Source organism: Mesorhizobium sp. M1027 (assembly GCF_040318745.1).
GTDB lineage: Bacteria > Pseudomonadota > Alphaproteobacteria > Rhizobiales > Rhizobiaceae > Mesorhizobium.
This window is the reverse complement of record NZ_JAMYMW010000001.1, coordinates 261,907-276,798: the sequence shown is the minus strand read 5'-3', so window position 1 is coordinate 276,798 and position 14,892 is coordinate 261,907. Positions and strand designations below refer to the sequence as shown.

The following is a 14,892-nucleotide window of genomic DNA, read 5'->3' as shown; positions in this document are numbered from 1 at the left end:
GGGAAGATCGGCAGCTTCAACCGGGGCACACGCCTTGCCACGTCAGTAATTGGCGAAATCCGAAATGAGGTCCAATCTCCCCCCTTGAGGGGGAGATGTCCGGCAGGACAGAGGGGGGTAGCGGCGCCGACCATGCCTACCGCTCCTGCTTCAGCGCGCTCTCATGCCAGCGCCGCAAAATGAGATGCGATACCAGCGACAGCACCAGGAAGATCAGGATGCCGGTCAGCGAGATCAGGATCAGCGCCGCGAACAGCCTTGGCGCGTTGAGCCGGTAGCCGGCCTCGATGATGCGCGAGGCGAGGCCGGACGACTGGCCGGTGGCGCCGGCGACGAACTCGGCCACCACCGCGCCGATCAGCGACAGCCCACCGGCGATCTTCAGCCCACCGAGGAAATAAGGCATCGCCGCCGGCAGCCGCAGGTAGCGCAATTGCTGCCAGCGGGTCGCACCGTTGAGCTTGAACATGTCGCGCAGATTGCGGTCGACGGAATTGAGGCCGAGCGTGGTGTTGGAGAGGATTGGGAAGAAGGCGACGATCCAGGCGCAAAGCAAAAGCTTTGTCGTCTGGTTGTCGACATAGATGTTGATCAGCGGAAAGATCGCGACGATCGGCGTCACCTGCAGCACGATGGCGAACGGAAAGAACGACATCTCCACCCATTTCGACTGAGCGAACAGCACCGCCAGCCCGACGCCGCCGATGACGGCGAGAAGCAGGCTCAAGAAGGTGATCCTGAGTGTCACCAGCAGCGAGGAGAACAGCAGCCCGGCATCGTCATGCAACGTCTGCAGCACCACGCCGGGACGCGGCAGAATGTATTTCGGGATGTCGTTCCAGACGCAGACACGGTCCCACAGCCAGATCGCCAGGATCATGATGGCCAGCGGCAGCAGCCATCTGCCGATGCGCTCGAAGCGCTCCTGGCGGACGCGGCGCGCCTCCTCCGGGTCGAGCGCCAGGACTGGTTCTTCAATGGCCGTCATGATGCGGTCCGGCAGTTGAGTTGATGGCGCCGATCAGCACGTCCGATGCCTGGCGGCAGAGCGCGGCATAGTCGGGCGAGGTGCGAAACGCCTCGTCGCGCGGATAGGGCGCGTCGACGGCAAGCTCCGCGAACACTCGGCCCGGCCGCGCCGCCATGACGACGACACGGTTGGAGAGGAAAACGCTTTCGAAGACGCTGTGGGTGACGAAAACGACGGTGAAACGCTCATCCTGCCATAGCTCCAGAAGGTCATTGTTGAGCTTGAAGCGGGTGATCTCGTCGAGTGCCGCGAACGGCTCGTCCATCAACAGAATCCGCGGCTTGGTCACCATGGCGCGGGCGATCGAGACGCGCATCTTCATGCCGCCCGACAGTTCGCGCGGCACCGCCTTCTCGAAGCCGGTCAGGTGAACCCGCGCCAGCATCTCCATCACCGTCGGTGCCGCCTTGGCCCGCGACACGCCCTTCAGCCGCAGCGGCAGCCAGACATTGTCGAAGACGTCGGCCCAGGGCAGCAGCGTCGGCTCCTGGAAGACGAAGCCGATATTCGAGCGGTCGCCGATATTCGAACGATCGCGGGCGCCGCTGCCGCGCCAGTCGAGCAGGCCCGAGGTCGGCGTCGACAGGCCGGCAATCAGCCGCAGCGCCGTCGATTTGCCGCAGCCGGACGGGCCGAGCAGGCTGAGGAAGTCGCCTTCCCGGATCGTCAGCTCGACATTGCTGAGCGCGGTGACGCCGTTGGAAAAAACCTTGCCGACGCCACGCAGCGCCAACAGCGTCGGCCGCGGTACACTTCCTGGCTGTTGCGCCACTTTCTCCAGCTTCACGGTCTACTTCTTCAGGTCGAGCCCGACGCCCTTGTTGACGAAGGAAAGCGTGTAGGCCTTCTTGATGTCGATGCCCGCCAGCGCGACCTTCGCCTTGACCATCTTGTCGTAAAAACTCTGGATGCGCGCGTCGGTCATGGCGCCGATGCCGAGCTTTTCGCTGTCGCCGGAATCGACCACGCCGAACTTCTTCAACTGCTCGATCGAGAAGGCGATCTGCTCATCCGTCATGTCCGGATTTTCCTTCTTGATCATTTCGTTGGCGGCCTTGTTGTCGCCGTAGAGATAATTGTACCAGCCCTTGGCCGAACCATCGACGAAGCACTGGACCACCTCGGGCCGCTTGTCGATCGTCTCCTGCATGGTCTCGACCGTCGTTGCATATGTGTCCCAGCCATAGTCGGCCAGCAGGAACTGGTTCGGCGTGAAACCGCCCTGCTTCTGAACGGCGAATGGCTCCGAGGTGACGTAACCCTGCTGGATCGACTTCTTGTTGGCGATGAACGGCGCAGGGTTGAAGGTGTATGGCACGCGCTTGGCGGCATCGAAGCCAAGGTCGGTGACCATCCACTGGAAGAAGGTCTGCGCACCTTCGTCGCCGAGGATGTACTGGTCGGCGTTCTTCAGGTCTTCCCATTTGTCCAGCCCCTGGCCGGGATGGGACATGATGACCTGCGGGTCCTTCTGGAAGTCGGCGGCCACGACGCGCATCGGTATGCCTTGCTGCACGGCATCGAAGGCCGACAGCAAATTGCCGCCCATGTAGAAATCGATCTTGCCGGCCAGCAGCAGCGGCCGGCCGCTGACCTGTGGGCCGCCCTGCATGATCGTCACGTCGATGCCGCAGGCCGTATAGGTGCCATCCGCCACCGCCTGGTAGTAACCGCCATGCTCCGGCTCGGCCAGCCAGTTGGTGCCGAAGGTGACTTTTTCGTTCGCTGCCGCAGCAAGCGTGCCTGCGCCAAGCAGCACGATCGCGCCGGCCGAAATCTTCAGTTTTCCGTACATCCACACCACCCTTTGTTCGCTCCGGCGCGTCACGCGGCGGGCTCGACACCGTTGTTTCAAGAAGCAAGACACATGCCACCGGCGCGTTGCGCCGGGACCGCCCGCTTGTGCAATGCCCGCCTGTGCAATGGCGGCGCGAAGGCCGGACGGGTCATGCTGTACGAAAGGCATCGTGCCTATTTTTTGATCGCCTGTCCACAATCGCCCTCGTGACATGCACCGCCATCTTGATGCCCGTATCGATCCCGCATTAGAGCGACGTGCGTCCACTTGGACGCACAAAGTATGCTCTAAAACTTCGTATCCTGTCGCATCGTGCTTTCCGAAAATCGATCTCGATTTTCGGGCCGATGCGATAGGCTGCCGTGAACGGAGATTGCCATGTTCAAATTTCTCACGCCGAAGTCGATCAAGCCGCCCTTCGCCCGCTACAGCCACGGCGTCGAGCTGCCGCCCGGCAAGCGGCTGGTGCTGTGTTCGGGCCAGGTCGCGATCACCGCGGACGACCAGATCCCGGAAGAGGCCGGCGCACAGGCCGAGCTCTGTTTCCAGAACATATCGGCGATTCTCGGCGAGGCCGGGCTCAGCCTGTCCGACATCGTCCGCATCAACGCCTACGTCACCGACCGCGCCTTCCTGCGCCCCTATATGGAGGTTCGCGACCGGCTGTTCGCCAGCCCTGCGCCGGCCTCGACGCTGATGATCGTTTCAGGTTTTGCCCGGCCGGAATTCAAGGTCGAGATCGAGGTCATCGCGGCGGGTTGAGCAGCGCTGGCCAGCGGCTGGAATCGACAGGCCGATGATCTCAAGTTACACGACAAAGGTTGGCGCTGCCCCTCATCCACCTGCCGGCGCCTTCTCCCCGTGTAGTGACGGGGAGAAGAGCTAGCCGGAACGCTGGCGATCCCCCTCTCCCCCGTCCTTCACGGGGAGAGGCTAAGGGTGAGGGGCAGCGCCCATTCAGTCTCTTCGAGGTTCAAAATGGCCGGAACAAAAAAGCGCGTATGGTGGGGTGACTACCGGACCACCGAATACGCGACCATCGATCCTGAGGCGACCATTGCCGTTCTGCCGCTGGCAGCGATCGAGCAGCACGGGCCGCATCTGCCGGTTTCGACCGACACCTCGATCATGAACGGTATGCTGGAAACGGTGATCGCCCGCCTGCCCGGCGATCTCGACATCCGCATCCTGCCGGTGCAGGCGGTAGGCAAGTCGAACGAGCACCTGCATGCGCCCGGCACCCTCACCCTGCCGGCGACGACCTTGGTCGAGGCATGGACCGAACTCGGCCTGTCGGTCGCGCGCGCCGGCGTCCGAAAACTGATTGTCGTCAACTCGCATGGCGGCAATGAAGAGATCATGGGCATCGTCACCCGCGAATTGCGTGTGCGGGCAAAGATGCTGGCGGTAAAGACCAGCTGGCAGCGCTTTGGCCGGCCGGCCGGTATGTACACCGATCTCGAAGACCGCCACGGCATTCATGGCGGCGACGTCGAGACCTCGCTGATGCTGCATTTCCGGTCCGACCTCGTCGATATGGCCAAGGCCGACAATTTCGTGTCCAAGGTTGCCCGCGCCGAAAAGGAATTTTCGCTGCTGCGCCACACCGGAACGCACGCCTTCGCCTGGATCGCCAGCGATCTCAACCCGAATGGCGTGGTCGGCGACGCCAGCATTGCCACCGCCGAAAAAGGCCGGCTCACCGCCGAGCATCAGGCCGACGGCTTCATCGGCTTGGTTAGGGACATGCGCAAGGCCAAGCTGGCGGATTGGCTGGCGTAGGTGTTTGATCCCACCAGCTCGGGCCCCGCTCACGAGGGGCGATTCCATTCGCGCGCGAGGATCCTCACTTCCCCTCTTGAAGCGGCGACACCGTGTAGATTTCGTCCAGTATCTTCACCATCAAGGTGTTGGCGGTCGCCTGGCCGTCGAGCGCGAGAGTCAGGTTGGTCCATATGACCAGGGTGACGTCATTGGTCGGATCGTAGCCCATGAAGGACTGGTAACCGGGCATCTCGCCTTCGTGATAGAAGATTTCGTTAGGCCCGAAGGTCAGCGTTAGGATGCCATAGCCGTATTTTTGCATGGCGGGTTCGCCCGGCTCCGGCGCCACAGGGCTTGCAAGCCACTGCCGCTGGAAGTCGGCATTGAAGAGCTTGCCCCCGACCAGCGCGCGCATCCAGGTCGCGAGGTCATCGGCGGTGGAGATGACTCCGCCAGCCGCAAAGTAGGCGGACGGGTTCTGCCATGTGTCGTCGTTGGGCTTGAGCGTTCCGGCCCTGGCCGCAGCCTGGAGGTCGTCCGGATAGGGCGCATCAGCCAGGGCGTACGAAGTACTGCCGTAGAGGTAACCGTTTGAGTATGGCTCGGGGATGGCGTTCGACGTGCTCGGCGGCAACGCCGTGTTCTTCATGCCGAGCGGCCCAAAAAGGCGGTCCCGGAAGATGGTCGAGAGCGGCTTGCCGTCGATCTTCTCGGCAACAAGGCCGAGCAGGTAGTAGTTGGTGTTGTTGTACTCGAATTCGGCACCCGGCGCGAAGTCCGGCGGCCGTTTGAACGCCATGCCGAGGACTTCATCAGCGGTCCATACCCTGTAAGGATACTTGTCCAGGCTTTCGGCAAGTTCCGGCGCATTTGTGAAGTTAGGGAGGCCACTCCGCATTGTTATGAGCTGCCGAATGGTTATCTCGTCGCCGTTGGGAACGCGCTGGACGTATTTTGAGATCAGATCGGCAAAGCTCAGTTTCCCTTCCTGCACCAGTTGCACGATAACAGCGGCGGTCATCGTCTTGGTGTTCGAGGCCGCACGGAAGTGGGTATCGGCGCGCGGCGGGTTCGTGGCACCCAGTTCAGTCGTACCGTAGCCGAAGACGAGGTTGCCCCGCGGAGTCTTGAGCAAAACCATAGCACCGGGCAGCATAAGTTCCTTGGCCAAACCCTCGACAGTGGCTTGAAGCGCTGCCAGGTCGATCGACTTGAGAGCCGGCATGGAGGCGGCCACGGCGCTGCCTGTCGTGCAGACCACGCCAACAACGATGGCCAAAATTCTCCCGATCATCATTCGCCCCTTGGCCGTGTCCTAGAACTCCTGCGCACTTTCCCTGGAACTTGTTTTAAGGTTCAGATTTTCAATTCGAACGGTGTGCCTTCGAAAGCATCCGCGCCGCGCCCGATCGCCTGGATCGCTTCGATCATCCGGCCCCTGCGATCGAGCAGCGTGTCGGCGATCGCGATCAGCCGCGGATTGGGTGTCGCCGTCGGCGACAGCCTGCGCAGAGTCTCGGCCAACTCGGCCTCGTCGCGCTTCGGCGCCAGCGCTGCCGCGATGATATAGGCCGAGGCGGTCGAGCGGCTGATGCCGGCATAGCAATGCACCACCAGCGGCCGCGAGCGGTCCCATTGGCGGGCGAAATCGAGCAGGGTCACAACGTGCTCCTCGCCCGGCATGGTCATGCCCTCCTGCGCCACCGCAATATCGTGCATGACCAGATGCAGATGGTTTTCCCTGGTGATCGAGGCCGGTCGCACCACCTCCGTTCCGGCGGCGAGCAGCGAAAGCAGCCGCCCGGCGCCGGTCTTCGTTACCGTTTCCTCGACTTTGGACAGCGAGCAGACATGAATCATTGGGTCGTTTCTCCCTTGGCATCATCGTCGCGCCGCGAGGCCCAGCCGGCAAGCGCCGATTCGAGCCGCCGCCATTCTTCGTCGGCTCCCGGCAGGCCGGCGCGCAGCACATCCGGCCGGCCGGCGAAATGCCGAAGCAGGATGCCGCGCTGGCCAAGCGCCGAAAACAGGCCGGCAGCGTTCGCCAGCCTGAGATAGCGGAACAGCGTGGTGCCACCGGCGACAGGCACGCCGAAGCGGCCGAACAGCGTGTCGAGCCGTGCGGCGTCCTCGGCCAGACGGCGCCGCATCCCGACCTGCCAGCCGGTGTCGGCAAGCGCCCTTATGCCATATTCGAGCGCCGGCCCGGCAACCGCCCATGGCCCGAATTGCGCCTCCAGCCGCTCGACCATCAGCGCGTCGGCCAATGCAAACCCAAGCCGCAGGCCGGCCAGGCCGAAGAACTTGCCGAACGAGCGCAGCACGACGATGCCGCCCTGGTCGACATCGCCGGCCAGGCTCTCGCTACGCGGGCCGACATCCATGAAGGCCTCGTCGACGACCAGCAGCCCGCCTCTGGCGCGTAATGCCCCGGCAAGTCGAAGCAATCTTTCGCGCTCGACGACGCGCCCGTCCGGGTTGTTTGGATTGACGACGATCGCAAGGTTGGCCGCCGCCAGGGCTTCGAAATCATCGACTTCAGCCGCCGCGTGGCCGGCGATCGCTGCTGCCCGCCGATGCTCGGCATAAGTCGGCCCGAGCACCAGCGCCTTGCCCGGGCTGACCAGCGAAGCGACGCGCGGCAACAGGATCTGCGTGCCGGGCGCCGCCGCGACATTCGCCGCCGACGGCGCACCATAGGCGCTTGCCGCGACTTCAGCCAAGTCGCGGCTGCGCGCCGTTTCCGGCAATCGCGACAGGGCGGTGGCGGGCAAATCGAAAAGCGGGTAGGAGTGCGGATTAATCCCGGTCGAGAGGTCGACGAAAGGCAGCGGCGCGTGAGGGAAAAGCGCCCTCGCCCGGCCAAGGCTTCCGCCGTGGTCCACTGCCGCCGTCACCCCATCAAGAGACTTCATGTCGATCCTGATCACTTTCCTGTCGCTGGCCATCGAACTTGTACTCGGCTACCCGGCCCGGCTCTTCGATGCCATTGGCCATCCCGTCACCTGGTTCGGCAGGCTGATATCCTTTCTCGACCGCAGGCTCAACCGCGCCACTGATTCCGACGCCGACCGTCGCCGCTGGGGCGTCGTCGCGCTGCTGGTGATCGTGCTGGTGCCGGCCGCCCTCGCCTTCTGGATCGAAGCCATGCTTTGGAGCATTCCCCTCGGCTTGTTGATCACCGCAATCCTGGCGACGTCGCTGCTGTCGCAGAAGAGCCTGGCCGAGCATGTCGAAGCGGTGGCCGACGCACTCGACAGCGGCGGACTGGACATGGGCCGCATTGCCGTCTCCAGGATCGTCGGCCGCGATCCGGAAAAGCTCGACAGGGCCGCTGTCTGCCGCGCAGCGATCGAAAGTCTTGCCGAGAATTTCTCCGACGGCGTCGTCGCGCCGGCCTTCTGGATCGGTATCGGCGGGCTCGCCGGCGGCGTCGCCTACAAGGCCGCAAACACCGCCGATTCGATGATCGGCCACCGCACTCCGCGCCACGAAGCCTTCGGCTGGGCGGCTGCGCGCTTCGACGACTGGATCAACCTGCCGGCGTCGCGGCTGACGGCGCTGCTGATCGTGCTTGCGGCTTTCCTGGTAAAGGGCGCCGACGCCAAAGCCGCCTGGCACGCCGTGCGGCGCGATGCGAAAAGACACCGCTCGCCCAATGCCGGCTGGCCGGAAGCAGCGATGGCCGGCGCGCTCGGCCTGGCGCTCGCCGGTCCCCGTTCCTATGACGGCGTGATGGTCGAAGACGCGTTGATGGGCGAAGGCGGCCGCCGCGACGATGTCGAGAGCACCGACATCCGACGGGCTCTGAAACTCTACCGGGTCGCCGACTTGCTGCTGATCGGGCTGTTCGGGGTGGTCGCAGTGGTTGCTATCTTGGCGTGACCTGGGCTCGATATCGACGGAAACAAAAAACCCGCCAAGCGGCGGGTCGTTGGAGCCAATTGGCACCATAGCGAAATTAGTAGCATAGCTGCCGGCACAAAGCAAGAACAAAATTGCCGGCCTTCATTCCAGCTTGGGTTCCTCGCCCCCACGAGAGTGGGGAGAGGTGGCTCGGCGAAGCCGAGACGGAGAGGGGGACTGCGCCCTACGAAGGCCCCCTCTCCGGCCGCTTCGCGGCCACCTCTCCCCCGCTTCGCCGCGGGCGAGGAACCCAGGTCTTGAGAGGTCGAGGGCAACCTCGGCAAGCGTCATCCGAGTTGGATCTTCCTCTGAACGTTCTGCCCGATCTCCAAATCCCTCAGAACTCAATCCCCTGCTGCGCCTTCACGCCGGCGGAGAAGTGGTGCTTGGTCACGCCCATCTCGGTGACCAGGTCGGCCGCCTCGACCAGTGCCGGCTTGGCGTTGCGGCCGGTGACGACGATATGCAGGCCTTCGCGACGTGACTTCAGCGCCGCGACCACCTTTTCGAGGTCGAGATAGTCGTAACGCAGCGCGATGTTCAACTCGTCGAGCACCACCAGGCTGATCGACGGCTCGGCCATCAGCTCAAGCGCCTTCGCCCAGGCGGCCTCGGCCGCCGCGATGTCGCGTTTCAGGTCCTGCGTCTCCCAGGTAAAGCCCTCGCCCATGGCGTGCCAGAGGACACGGTCGCCGAAGGCGGCAAAGGCGTCCTTCTCGCCGGTGTGCCATTTGCCCTTGATGAACTGGACGACGCCGACACGCTTGCCGTAGCCGAGCATCCTGAGCGCCAGACCGAAGGCGGCCGTGGTCTTGCCCTTGCCCGGCCCGGTGTTGACGATCAACAGCCCCTTCTCCACCGTCTTGGCTGCAACCTCGGCGTCCTGCACCGCCTTGCGCTTGGCCATCTTGGCGCGGTGGCGTTCCTCGTCCCCCTGTTCAATGGTCTTGGGATCGATAGTATCAGCCATGTCATTTCACCTTGAGCGGCAGCCCCGCCACCATCAAAAGCACGGTGCCGGCGACCGCCGCGACGTCCTGGTTCAGCCGGCCGGCGGCATCGCGAAACCGTCTTGCCAGCGCATTGTCCGGCACGATGCCCTGGCCGACCTCGTTGGACACCACGAACCACGGGCCACGCGGCCGCGACAGCACATCGGCCAGCCTTTGGCATTCGGCCTCGACATCATGGTCGGCCAGCATATGGTTGGTCAGCCACAGCGTCAGGCAGTCGATCAGCACCGGCTGGCCGTCGGGCAGTGCCTCGATCGCGCCGGCAAGGTCGAGCGGCGCCTCGATGGTCGTCCAGCCATCGCCTCGCCGCGAGCGGTGCAGCGCGATGCGCTGACGCATCTCCTCGTCATAGGCTTGCGCTGTGGCGATATAGCTCCACGGCGCCGGACAGGCGCTCACCAGCCTCTCGGCATGCGCGCTCTTGCCGGAGCGCGCACCGCCGATAACCAGGGTCAGCGCCCCGGCAGCGCGGTCAGGCAAAGCTGTCGCGCAGGCTGGTTGCCGCGCCGGTGAAGCGTCCGCGCACCAGCCCGACGACCATACCGAGCACCAGCCAGAACACCAGATTGGTCAGCGTCACCGCCACCACGAACTGATGATGCAGGCCTTCCGGGATCGCCGTCTCGAAACTGTCGGGCTGCGGCGCGCCGACAATATGCGGCGCAACGATCAACGCCACGGCAAGGATCGCCAGCGGCAGCGATCTGCGGAAGGCGATAAGGCCGAGACCGGCCGCTGTCGCCACCACTGTTGCCCACCACCAGATCTGGCGTTGGACAAGGTCGGCCGCCGGCATCGCCGGCAGTTCCGGCGCCAGGCCGAGGCCGGGCGCCAGCGTGAACACGGCAAAGCCGGCCAGGCCCCAGAACAGGCCCTGGCGCCAATTGCCGATGCCGCCGGCGAATTCCGAAACCGCGACCAGGACCAGTGCGAAGCCAATGCCGGTGACGATATTGGCAACGACGCTGAAACCAAAGCGCTCGAAGCCGTCGGCCGGCGCCCAGCCTTCGTCTTCAGCCGGAGCCATTGCTTCAGCCGGTGCCGGCGCGGCGCTGCTCATAGCCATCGTGCCGGCGGCGTTTTCGGCCGGTGCCGCAGGTGCCGCGGCATGGTCATGGCCGCCGCCGGCCTGTTCGTAGACTTCCGCTTTCAGGATGAGCGGCACGGTGGCGTAGGCCTGCATGCAGGCGAGAACGACGCCGGCCACAAGCCCTGCGATCGCCGCGATGAAGACGACGTTGCGAAACAGTGTCATGATGTCAGCCCCTTGTCAGTGGCAGGGAAAGCCCATCGAGTGGCGATAGTCGTGCGCGGCATTGTGGACCGCATCGATATGCGAGAAGCCGACAAAGCCCATGACGAAAATGCCGAGGAATGCAGCAAGCGCCAGCTGCAGGAGACGCGACTGCGAGGAGGCGGAAGCGCCGAGCGAAACGGAAGCGGTATTCATGTCTTGTCCTTTCGCCCTCCACCCGAGGGCATAGAAGTCAGTTTCCTGTCGCCGGCAGGTCTCCTGGCTCGCGGATCAGCGCCCTTCCCCACCTTCCCGAAGGCGAACCTTCAGTGGCATATGGAGAGGACTACCGCACACAGTTGCGGGGGCAGCCACGGCATTGGGCAAACAATTTCGCCCGCACCGCATTCCCTCTTGGTTCCAAACGGAACCGACGACATCAGCGACTATAGGCAGAATCGCCGCGCCCGGCAAACCAAATTCCGCCGGATCGTGTGGCGAATGCGCCGCCTCGCCAAACCGGAGAACTGGCGCCGCAGACGTCGCGATCTGCGCGGTCAAACAGAACGGCCTGCGTTCGATGCGGCACTGCACCGCTTCCACAATTGGGTGCGCGAGCGCCATGCGGCGCTCGAACATCAAAGCGATTTGGGCAGATAGCGCCAGGTGACGAAGCCGCAGATCGCCGCCAGCAGGCCGAGGGTCGCGAAAACCGCGCCCAGGCGGAAGAACGCCAGCACCACGGAATAGACCAGCGGCGGCGTCAGTTCGGAAAAGTCGAGATAGGTGCGGTAGACCGCCGCCATCTGTGCCCGCTCATACGAGCGCACCGAGCGCATGAAGGCGGTCGAGCCCAGCGCATCCAGCGCGATGGTGAAGAAGGCACCGCAAAGCAGCAAGGCGCCGGTGATGAGCGGTGCGGCCTCGCCGACGGCGCCGGCCGCCAGCAGCGTTGCCGACATCGCGAAATAGGCGAACGTCATGGTGCGCCGGCCGCCGAAACGCTTTCCTGCCCTGCCCCAGAAGATGGCCATGAACAAAAGCGCATTGCCGGCCGAAACCAAGAGGCCGCCGGCGAGCTTGCCCTCGCCGGTGATCACCATGAACAGCGGCCCATAGACGAAGAACGTCGTCCAGAAGCAGGAGCGGCCGAAGGCGATCAGCCAGGCCAGCCTCAGCCTTGGCTGCGCGACGAAGCGGCCGATATTGGCCAGCGGATTGACCGGCCGCGTCTTGCCGGGGCGGATCGACGGGTTATCGCCAAGCCGGTAGGTCCAGAACAGCGCCAGCAAAGCCATGGCGAAGACGGCCACCGCGCCATGCGCGGCATAGATGCCGAAACGCGTGTAGAGGTAAATGCCGAGGGTCGGCCCGGCGGTCCAGGCAAGCATCGACCACGCCATGCGCAGCGACTCGGCCTGCATGAAATCGGTCTTGCGGATATGGTCCATGATGTAGAGGTTGAGCGTGATCGCCAGCGCGCCGGCGCCGACGACGCGGCAGAGCATGCCCACCACCTGGCCGGCCAGCGTATGGGTGACGAAGAACAGCGAGCCGGCGGCCAGCAGGCAGGCGCCGGCGGTATAGACCCAGCGCCGGGCAAAGCGGGCGATCAGCATCGGCATGAACAGCGTCGCCGACAGGCCGAGCATCGCCACGATCGTGTAGAGGATCGAAACAATCTGCTCGTTGTGCAGTATCTCATAGGCCTGGATCGGGATGACGCTGGACACGGTGGCGCGCGCGAAGGATTCGACCGCATAGAGCGAGGCGAAGGTGCGGGCATCCGCCGGCCGCAAGGCCGCAAGCCAGATCGGATGGCGCACATGGGTAGCCATTGTGTTCCCCGAAGCCGAATCGCCCGAAGCAGGGTTGGAGCACAAATCTGCCGCGGCGATTCCTGGCCGGGTAACAGGAAACCGACGCCTTCACGGCAAAAAGCGAAGCCGGCCAAAGGCTTTCCGGCTCTGGCCTAAAGCAGCCCTGACGCCGACCGTCACCAACGCGACGCAAGGCCCTGCTTCTTTTGACGGTGGCAACCGTGATAGTCGTCTTGCCGGGGCTGAACCAAGACAGCGAGACCAATGAGCATCGACACGCCGAGCGCAGCCGTTCAGGATCAACCGAAGTCGAAGCGCATCGCCGCTATCGACATTGCACGCGGCATCGCATTGCTTGCCATGGCGAGCTATCATTTCACCTGGGACCTCGAATTCTTCGGCTACACCGATCCCGGCCTCACCGCCTTCGGCTGGTGGAAAATCTACGCGCGCTGCATCGCCTCGAGCTTCCTGTTCCTGGTCGGCATCAGCCTCTATCTCGCCCATGGCAAAAAAATCCGCTGGACCGGCTTCTGGAAGCGCTTCGCCATGGTTGCCGGGGCAGCGCTCGCAATATCGCTGGTCACCCGCATCGCCACGCCCGACGGCTTCATCTTCTTCGGCATATTGCACGAGATCGCGCTCGCCAGCTTGCTCGGCCTGGCGTTCCTGCGGCTGCCGGCGCTGCTGACGCTTGCCGTGGCGGCCCTCGTTATCGCCGCGCCTTTCTACTTGCGATCCGAGCTTTTCGATCATCCGGCTTTGTGGTGGGTCGGCCTGTCGGCGACCAACCCGCGCTCCAATGACTACGTTCCGCTGCTGCCCTGGTTCGGCGCCGTACTTGCCGGCATCGCGGTTACCAAGCTCGCCGCCACCTCCGGCGCACTGACGCGGCTGTCGGCCTTGGCGCCCGGCCGCTGGGCAAACCCGCTGGTCTTCATCGGCCGGCACAGCCTTGCCTTCTATTTGATCCATCAGCCGGTGCTGATCGGCTCGGTCTGGCTGTTTTCGCAATTCATGCCGGCGCAGGCCGAAACCAGGGAGGTGAGTTTTCTGAAATCCTGCCAGATATCCTGCGAGCAGGCACGCGACACCGGGTTCTGCTCCAGCTATTGTGCCTGCATGCTGGACACTCTCCAGGGCGAAGCCTCGCTTAACCGGCTCTACAGCAACGATCAGTCCCCGGAGTGGAAGGCGCATATTGGCGAGCTCGCCGGCACCTGCACCGCCCAAACCGAGGCGGCGGAACCAGGAACGCGCTAATCGAGGGAGGACAATAATGAGCGACAGTCACCCGAAACCCGTGCAGCAAAATCCTGGGCAGCCGAAGCTGGGGCACATCCCATGGCCACCGCTGATCTATATCGCCGCCATCATCGTCAGCGTCGCACTAGGGCTGTTCTATCCGCTGCCGTGGATCGGCGATCTTCTCGGCGACATCCTGTTCGCCGCCGGCCTTGTGGGGTTGGTGGCGGTTGCGGCGCTCTGGTTCACGGCAATCCGCACCATGATCCGCGCCAAGACGACGCTCAACCCGAACGGCGTGCCTGACCATCTGGTGACCACCGGACCCTTCGCCGTCAGCCGCAACCCGATTTACCTCGCCAACACATTGCTGCTGGTCAGCCTCGCCTTTGTCACGGGGATCGCCTGGTTCCTGCCGCTGGCGGTCATCGCGGCGTTCCTGACGCAGAAGCTGACGATCGAGAGCGAGGAGAAGGTGCTGACCGCCAAATTTGGCAAAAAGTACCGGGACTACGCCAAAAGGGTGCGGCGCTGGATTTGAGCCGAGGCTGACACCGCGCCTATGTGGTGACGCCGAGTTCCACCAGCCGCTCGACGCAGGATTCCTCGGCCTGGTCGAGTTCGGCCAGGGTCTCTTCGAGGTCGCGGCGTTTCTGGCGCAAATGCTCGCGCTTTTCCTCGATTCGCTTGATCATCAATTTGAGTTGGCCGACCTCGCCGGGCGGCTCCCTGTACATCTGGATGATTTCGCGGATCTCGTTGATCGAGAAGCCGAGCCTCTTTCCCCGCATGATCTGGCGGATCAGATGCCGGTCCGATGGGCGGAACAGCCGGGTGCGGCCGCGCCGTACCGGCTGCACCAGCCCTTCGTCCTCGTAGAAGCGCAACGTCCGCGTCGACACGTCGAATTCGCGGGTCAGCTCCGTGATCGAATAATATTCCCGCATCGTCACTCCAATGCCCCGGCCACGCCGCGAGTTCCAACTGGCCGGCGCCGCCGGCGCCCAGGCGTTTACAGAATCGGCGGACAAGGCACCTTCCAAAGCCTCGCACGGCATTTACGTAAAAGTCAATTGAGGTGC

Annotated in this window: 17 protein-coding genes and 1 riboswitch; of the genes, 5 read left to right on the top strand and 12 right to left on the bottom strand. The window is 64.0% G+C overall.

The window, feature by feature from the left end; genetic code table 11:
* Positions 1 to 136 precede the first annotated feature (136 nt).
* The 3 genes from NKH50_RS01300 to NKH50_RS01290 are packed head-to-tail and all read right to left on the bottom strand — an operon-like array spanning position 137 to position 2,825.
* Entirely contained in the window at positions 137 to 988 is an 852-nt protein-coding gene (locus tag NKH50_RS01300; RefSeq protein WP_352876160.1) for an ABC transporter permease, read from the bottom strand.
* Positions 975 to 1,817, bottom strand: a complete 843-nt coding sequence (locus NKH50_RS01295; protein WP_352876157.1) for an ABC transporter ATP-binding protein — start codon at positions 1,815 to 1,817, stop codon at positions 975 to 977. The genes NKH50_RS01300 and NKH50_RS01295 overlap by 14 nt, the downstream gene beginning before the upstream one ends.
* A 3-nt stretch (positions 1,818 to 1,820) precedes the next feature.
* The gene (locus NKH50_RS01290) at positions 1,821 to 2,825 is read right to left on the bottom strand and encodes an ABC transporter substrate-binding protein (protein ID WP_352876154.1); all 1,005 of its coding nucleotides are present in this window, start codon (positions 2,823 to 2,825) and stop codon (positions 1,821 to 1,823) included.
* Between the two features lie 381 nt (positions 2,826 to 3,206).
* On the opposite strand from NKH50_RS01290, the gene NKH50_RS01285 reads away from it, so the two are divergent.
* Positions 3,207 to 3,590, top strand: a complete 384-nt coding sequence (locus tag NKH50_RS01285; RefSeq protein WP_352876151.1) for a RidA family protein — start codon at positions 3,207 to 3,209, stop codon at positions 3,588 to 3,590.
* 216 nt (positions 3,591 to 3,806) lie between these two features.
* Positions 3,807 to 4,610 (top strand): creatininase family protein, encoded by an 804-nt coding sequence (locus NKH50_RS01280; protein ID WP_352688141.1) that lies wholly within the window; start codon positions 3,807 to 3,809, stop codon positions 4,608 to 4,610.
* A 64-nt stretch (positions 4,611 to 4,674) separates the two neighbouring features.
* On the opposite strand, the gene NKH50_RS01275 is transcribed toward NKH50_RS01280, so the two are convergent.
* From NKH50_RS01275 to cobD, 3 genes are all read right to left on the bottom strand, one after another.
* Complete coding sequence (locus NKH50_RS01275) at positions 4,675 to 5,886, bottom strand: serine hydrolase domain-containing protein (RefSeq protein ID WP_352876148.1); 1,212 nt, start codon at positions 5,884 to 5,886, stop codon at positions 4,675 to 4,677.
* Positions 5,887 to 5,948: 62 nt separating this feature from the next.
* Positions 5,949 to 6,452: a tyrosine phosphatase family protein gene (locus NKH50_RS01270; protein ID WP_352646973.1), complete on the bottom strand. Its 504-nt coding sequence runs from the start codon at positions 6,450 to 6,452 to the stop codon at positions 5,949 to 5,951.
* Positions 6,449 to 7,507, bottom strand: a complete 1,059-nt coding sequence (cobD, locus tag NKH50_RS01265) for a threonine-phosphate decarboxylase CobD (RefSeq protein ID WP_352876144.1) — start codon at positions 7,505 to 7,507, stop codon at positions 6,449 to 6,451. Before cobD ends, NKH50_RS01270 begins: the two co-directional genes overlap by 4 nt.
* Between cobD and cbiB the strand changes: the two genes are divergently transcribed.
* Positions 7,506 to 8,477 (top strand): adenosylcobinamide-phosphate synthase CbiB, encoded by a 972-nt coding sequence (gene cbiB, locus NKH50_RS01260; protein ID WP_352876141.1) that lies wholly within the window; start codon positions 7,506 to 7,508, stop codon positions 8,475 to 8,477. The genes cobD and cbiB overlap by 2 nt on opposite strands.
* A gap of 358 nt (positions 8,478 to 8,835) precedes the next feature.
* On the opposite strand, the gene cobO is transcribed toward cbiB, so the two are convergent.
* From cobO to NKH50_RS01235, 5 genes are all read right to left on the bottom strand, one after another.
* Entirely contained in the window at positions 8,836 to 9,468 is a 633-nt protein-coding gene (gene cobO / locus NKH50_RS01255; protein ID WP_352876137.1) for a cob(I)yrinic acid a,c-diamide adenosyltransferase, read from the bottom strand.
* 1 nt (position 9,469) lies between these two features.
* Positions 9,470 to 9,991 (bottom strand): bifunctional adenosylcobinamide kinase/adenosylcobinamide-phosphate guanylyltransferase, encoded by a 522-nt coding sequence (gene cobU / locus NKH50_RS01250; RefSeq protein WP_352505717.1) that lies wholly within the window; start codon positions 9,989 to 9,991, stop codon positions 9,470 to 9,472.
* Complete coding sequence (locus NKH50_RS01245; RefSeq protein WP_352505716.1) at positions 9,984 to 10,766, bottom strand: CbtA family protein; 783 nt, start codon at positions 10,764 to 10,766, stop codon at positions 9,984 to 9,986. Before NKH50_RS01245 ends, cobU begins: the two co-directional genes overlap by 8 nt.
* 15 nt (positions 10,767 to 10,781) lie before the next feature.
* Positions 10,782 to 10,961, bottom strand: coding sequence for a CbtB domain-containing protein (locus tag NKH50_RS01240; protein WP_352505715.1), 180 nt, complete (start codon positions 10,959 to 10,961; stop codon positions 10,782 to 10,784).
* A gap of 36 nt (positions 10,962 to 10,997) precedes the next feature.
* Positions 10,998 to 11,195: riboswitch (cobalamin riboswitch) on the bottom strand.
* A 188-nt stretch (positions 11,196 to 11,383) separates the two neighbouring features.
* Positions 11,384 to 12,583 carry an MFS transporter gene (locus tag NKH50_RS01235; protein WP_352821481.1) on the bottom strand — a complete coding sequence of 400 codons (1,200 nt, stop codon included), beginning with the start codon at positions 12,581 to 12,583 and terminating at the stop codon, positions 11,384 to 11,386.
* 246 nt (positions 12,584 to 12,829) lie between these two features.
* Between NKH50_RS01235 and NKH50_RS01230 the strand changes: the two genes are divergently transcribed.
* Together NKH50_RS01230 and NKH50_RS01225 are read left to right on the top strand one after the other, a co-directional pair.
* A complete protein-coding gene (locus tag NKH50_RS01230) occupies positions 12,830 to 13,828 on the top strand; it encodes a heparan-alpha-glucosaminide N-acetyltransferase (RefSeq protein ID WP_352876132.1) in 999 nt (332 codons plus the stop codon).
* A gap of 16 nt (positions 13,829 to 13,844) precedes the next feature.
* A complete protein-coding gene (locus NKH50_RS01225) occupies positions 13,845 to 14,351 on the top strand; it encodes a methyltransferase family protein (RefSeq protein ID WP_352454650.1) in 507 nt (168 codons plus the stop codon).
* A 19-nt stretch (positions 14,352 to 14,370) separates the two neighbouring features.
* On the opposite strand, the gene NKH50_RS01220 is transcribed toward NKH50_RS01225, so the two are convergent.
* Positions 14,371 to 14,757 (bottom strand): MerR family transcriptional regulator, encoded by a 387-nt coding sequence (locus NKH50_RS01220; RefSeq protein ID WP_254818129.1) that lies wholly within the window; start codon positions 14,755 to 14,757, stop codon positions 14,371 to 14,373.
* Between the last annotated feature and the right edge of the window lie 135 nt (positions 14,758 to 14,892).

Excerpts from the sequence above, each read along its gene's own strand:
- NKH50_RS01275 (WP_352876148.1), bottom strand. The coding sequence starts at position 5,886 with ATGATCGGGAGAATTTTGGCCATCGTTGTTGGCGTGGTCTGCACGACA.
- NKH50_RS01225 (WP_352454650.1), top strand. The coding sequence starts at position 13,845 with ATGAGCGACAGTCACCCGAAACCCGTGCAGCAAAATCCTGGGCAGCCG.
- cobD (WP_352876144.1), bottom strand. The coding sequence starts at position 7,507 with ATGAAGTCTCTTGATGGGGTGACGGCGGCAGTGGACCACGGCGGAAGC.
- NKH50_RS01285 (WP_352876151.1), top strand. The coding sequence starts at position 3,207 with ATGTTCAAATTTCTCACGCCGAAGTCGATCAAGCCGCCCTTCGCCCGC.
- NKH50_RS01220 (WP_254818129.1), bottom strand. The coding sequence starts at position 14,757 with ATGCGGGAATATTATTCGATCACGGAGCTGACCCGCGAATTCGACGTG.
- cobO (WP_352876137.1), bottom strand. The coding sequence starts at position 9,468 with ATGGCTGATACTATCGATCCCAAGACCATTGAACAGGGGGACGAGGAA.
- NKH50_RS01270 (WP_352646973.1), bottom strand. The coding sequence starts at position 6,452 with ATGATTCATGTCTGCTCGCTGTCCAAAGTCGAGGAAACGGTAACGAAG.
- cbiB (WP_352876141.1), top strand. The coding sequence starts at position 7,506 with ATGTCGATCCTGATCACTTTCCTGTCGCTGGCCATCGAACTTGTACTC.
- NKH50_RS01280 (WP_352688141.1), top strand. The coding sequence starts at position 3,807 with ATGGCCGGAACAAAAAAGCGCGTATGGTGGGGTGACTACCGGACCACC.
- NKH50_RS01235 (WP_352821481.1), bottom strand. The coding sequence starts at position 12,583 with ATGGCTACCCATGTGCGCCATCCGATCTGGCTTGCGGCCTTGCGGCCG.
- NKH50_RS01300 (WP_352876160.1), bottom strand. The coding sequence starts at position 988 with ATGACGGCCATTGAAGAACCAGTCCTGGCGCTCGACCCGGAGGAGGCG.
- NKH50_RS01290 (WP_352876154.1), bottom strand. The coding sequence starts at position 2,825 with ATGTACGGAAAACTGAAGATTTCGGCCGGCGCGATCGTGCTGCTTGGC.
- NKH50_RS01230 (WP_352876132.1), top strand. The coding sequence starts at position 12,830 with ATGAGCATCGACACGCCGAGCGCAGCCGTTCAGGATCAACCGAAGTCG.
- NKH50_RS01240 (WP_352505715.1), bottom strand. The coding sequence starts at position 10,961 with ATGAATACCGCTTCCGTTTCGCTCGGCGCTTCCGCCTCCTCGCAGTCG.
- NKH50_RS01245 (WP_352505716.1), bottom strand. The coding sequence starts at position 10,766 with ATGACACTGTTTCGCAACGTCGTCTTCATCGCGGCGATCGCAGGGCTT.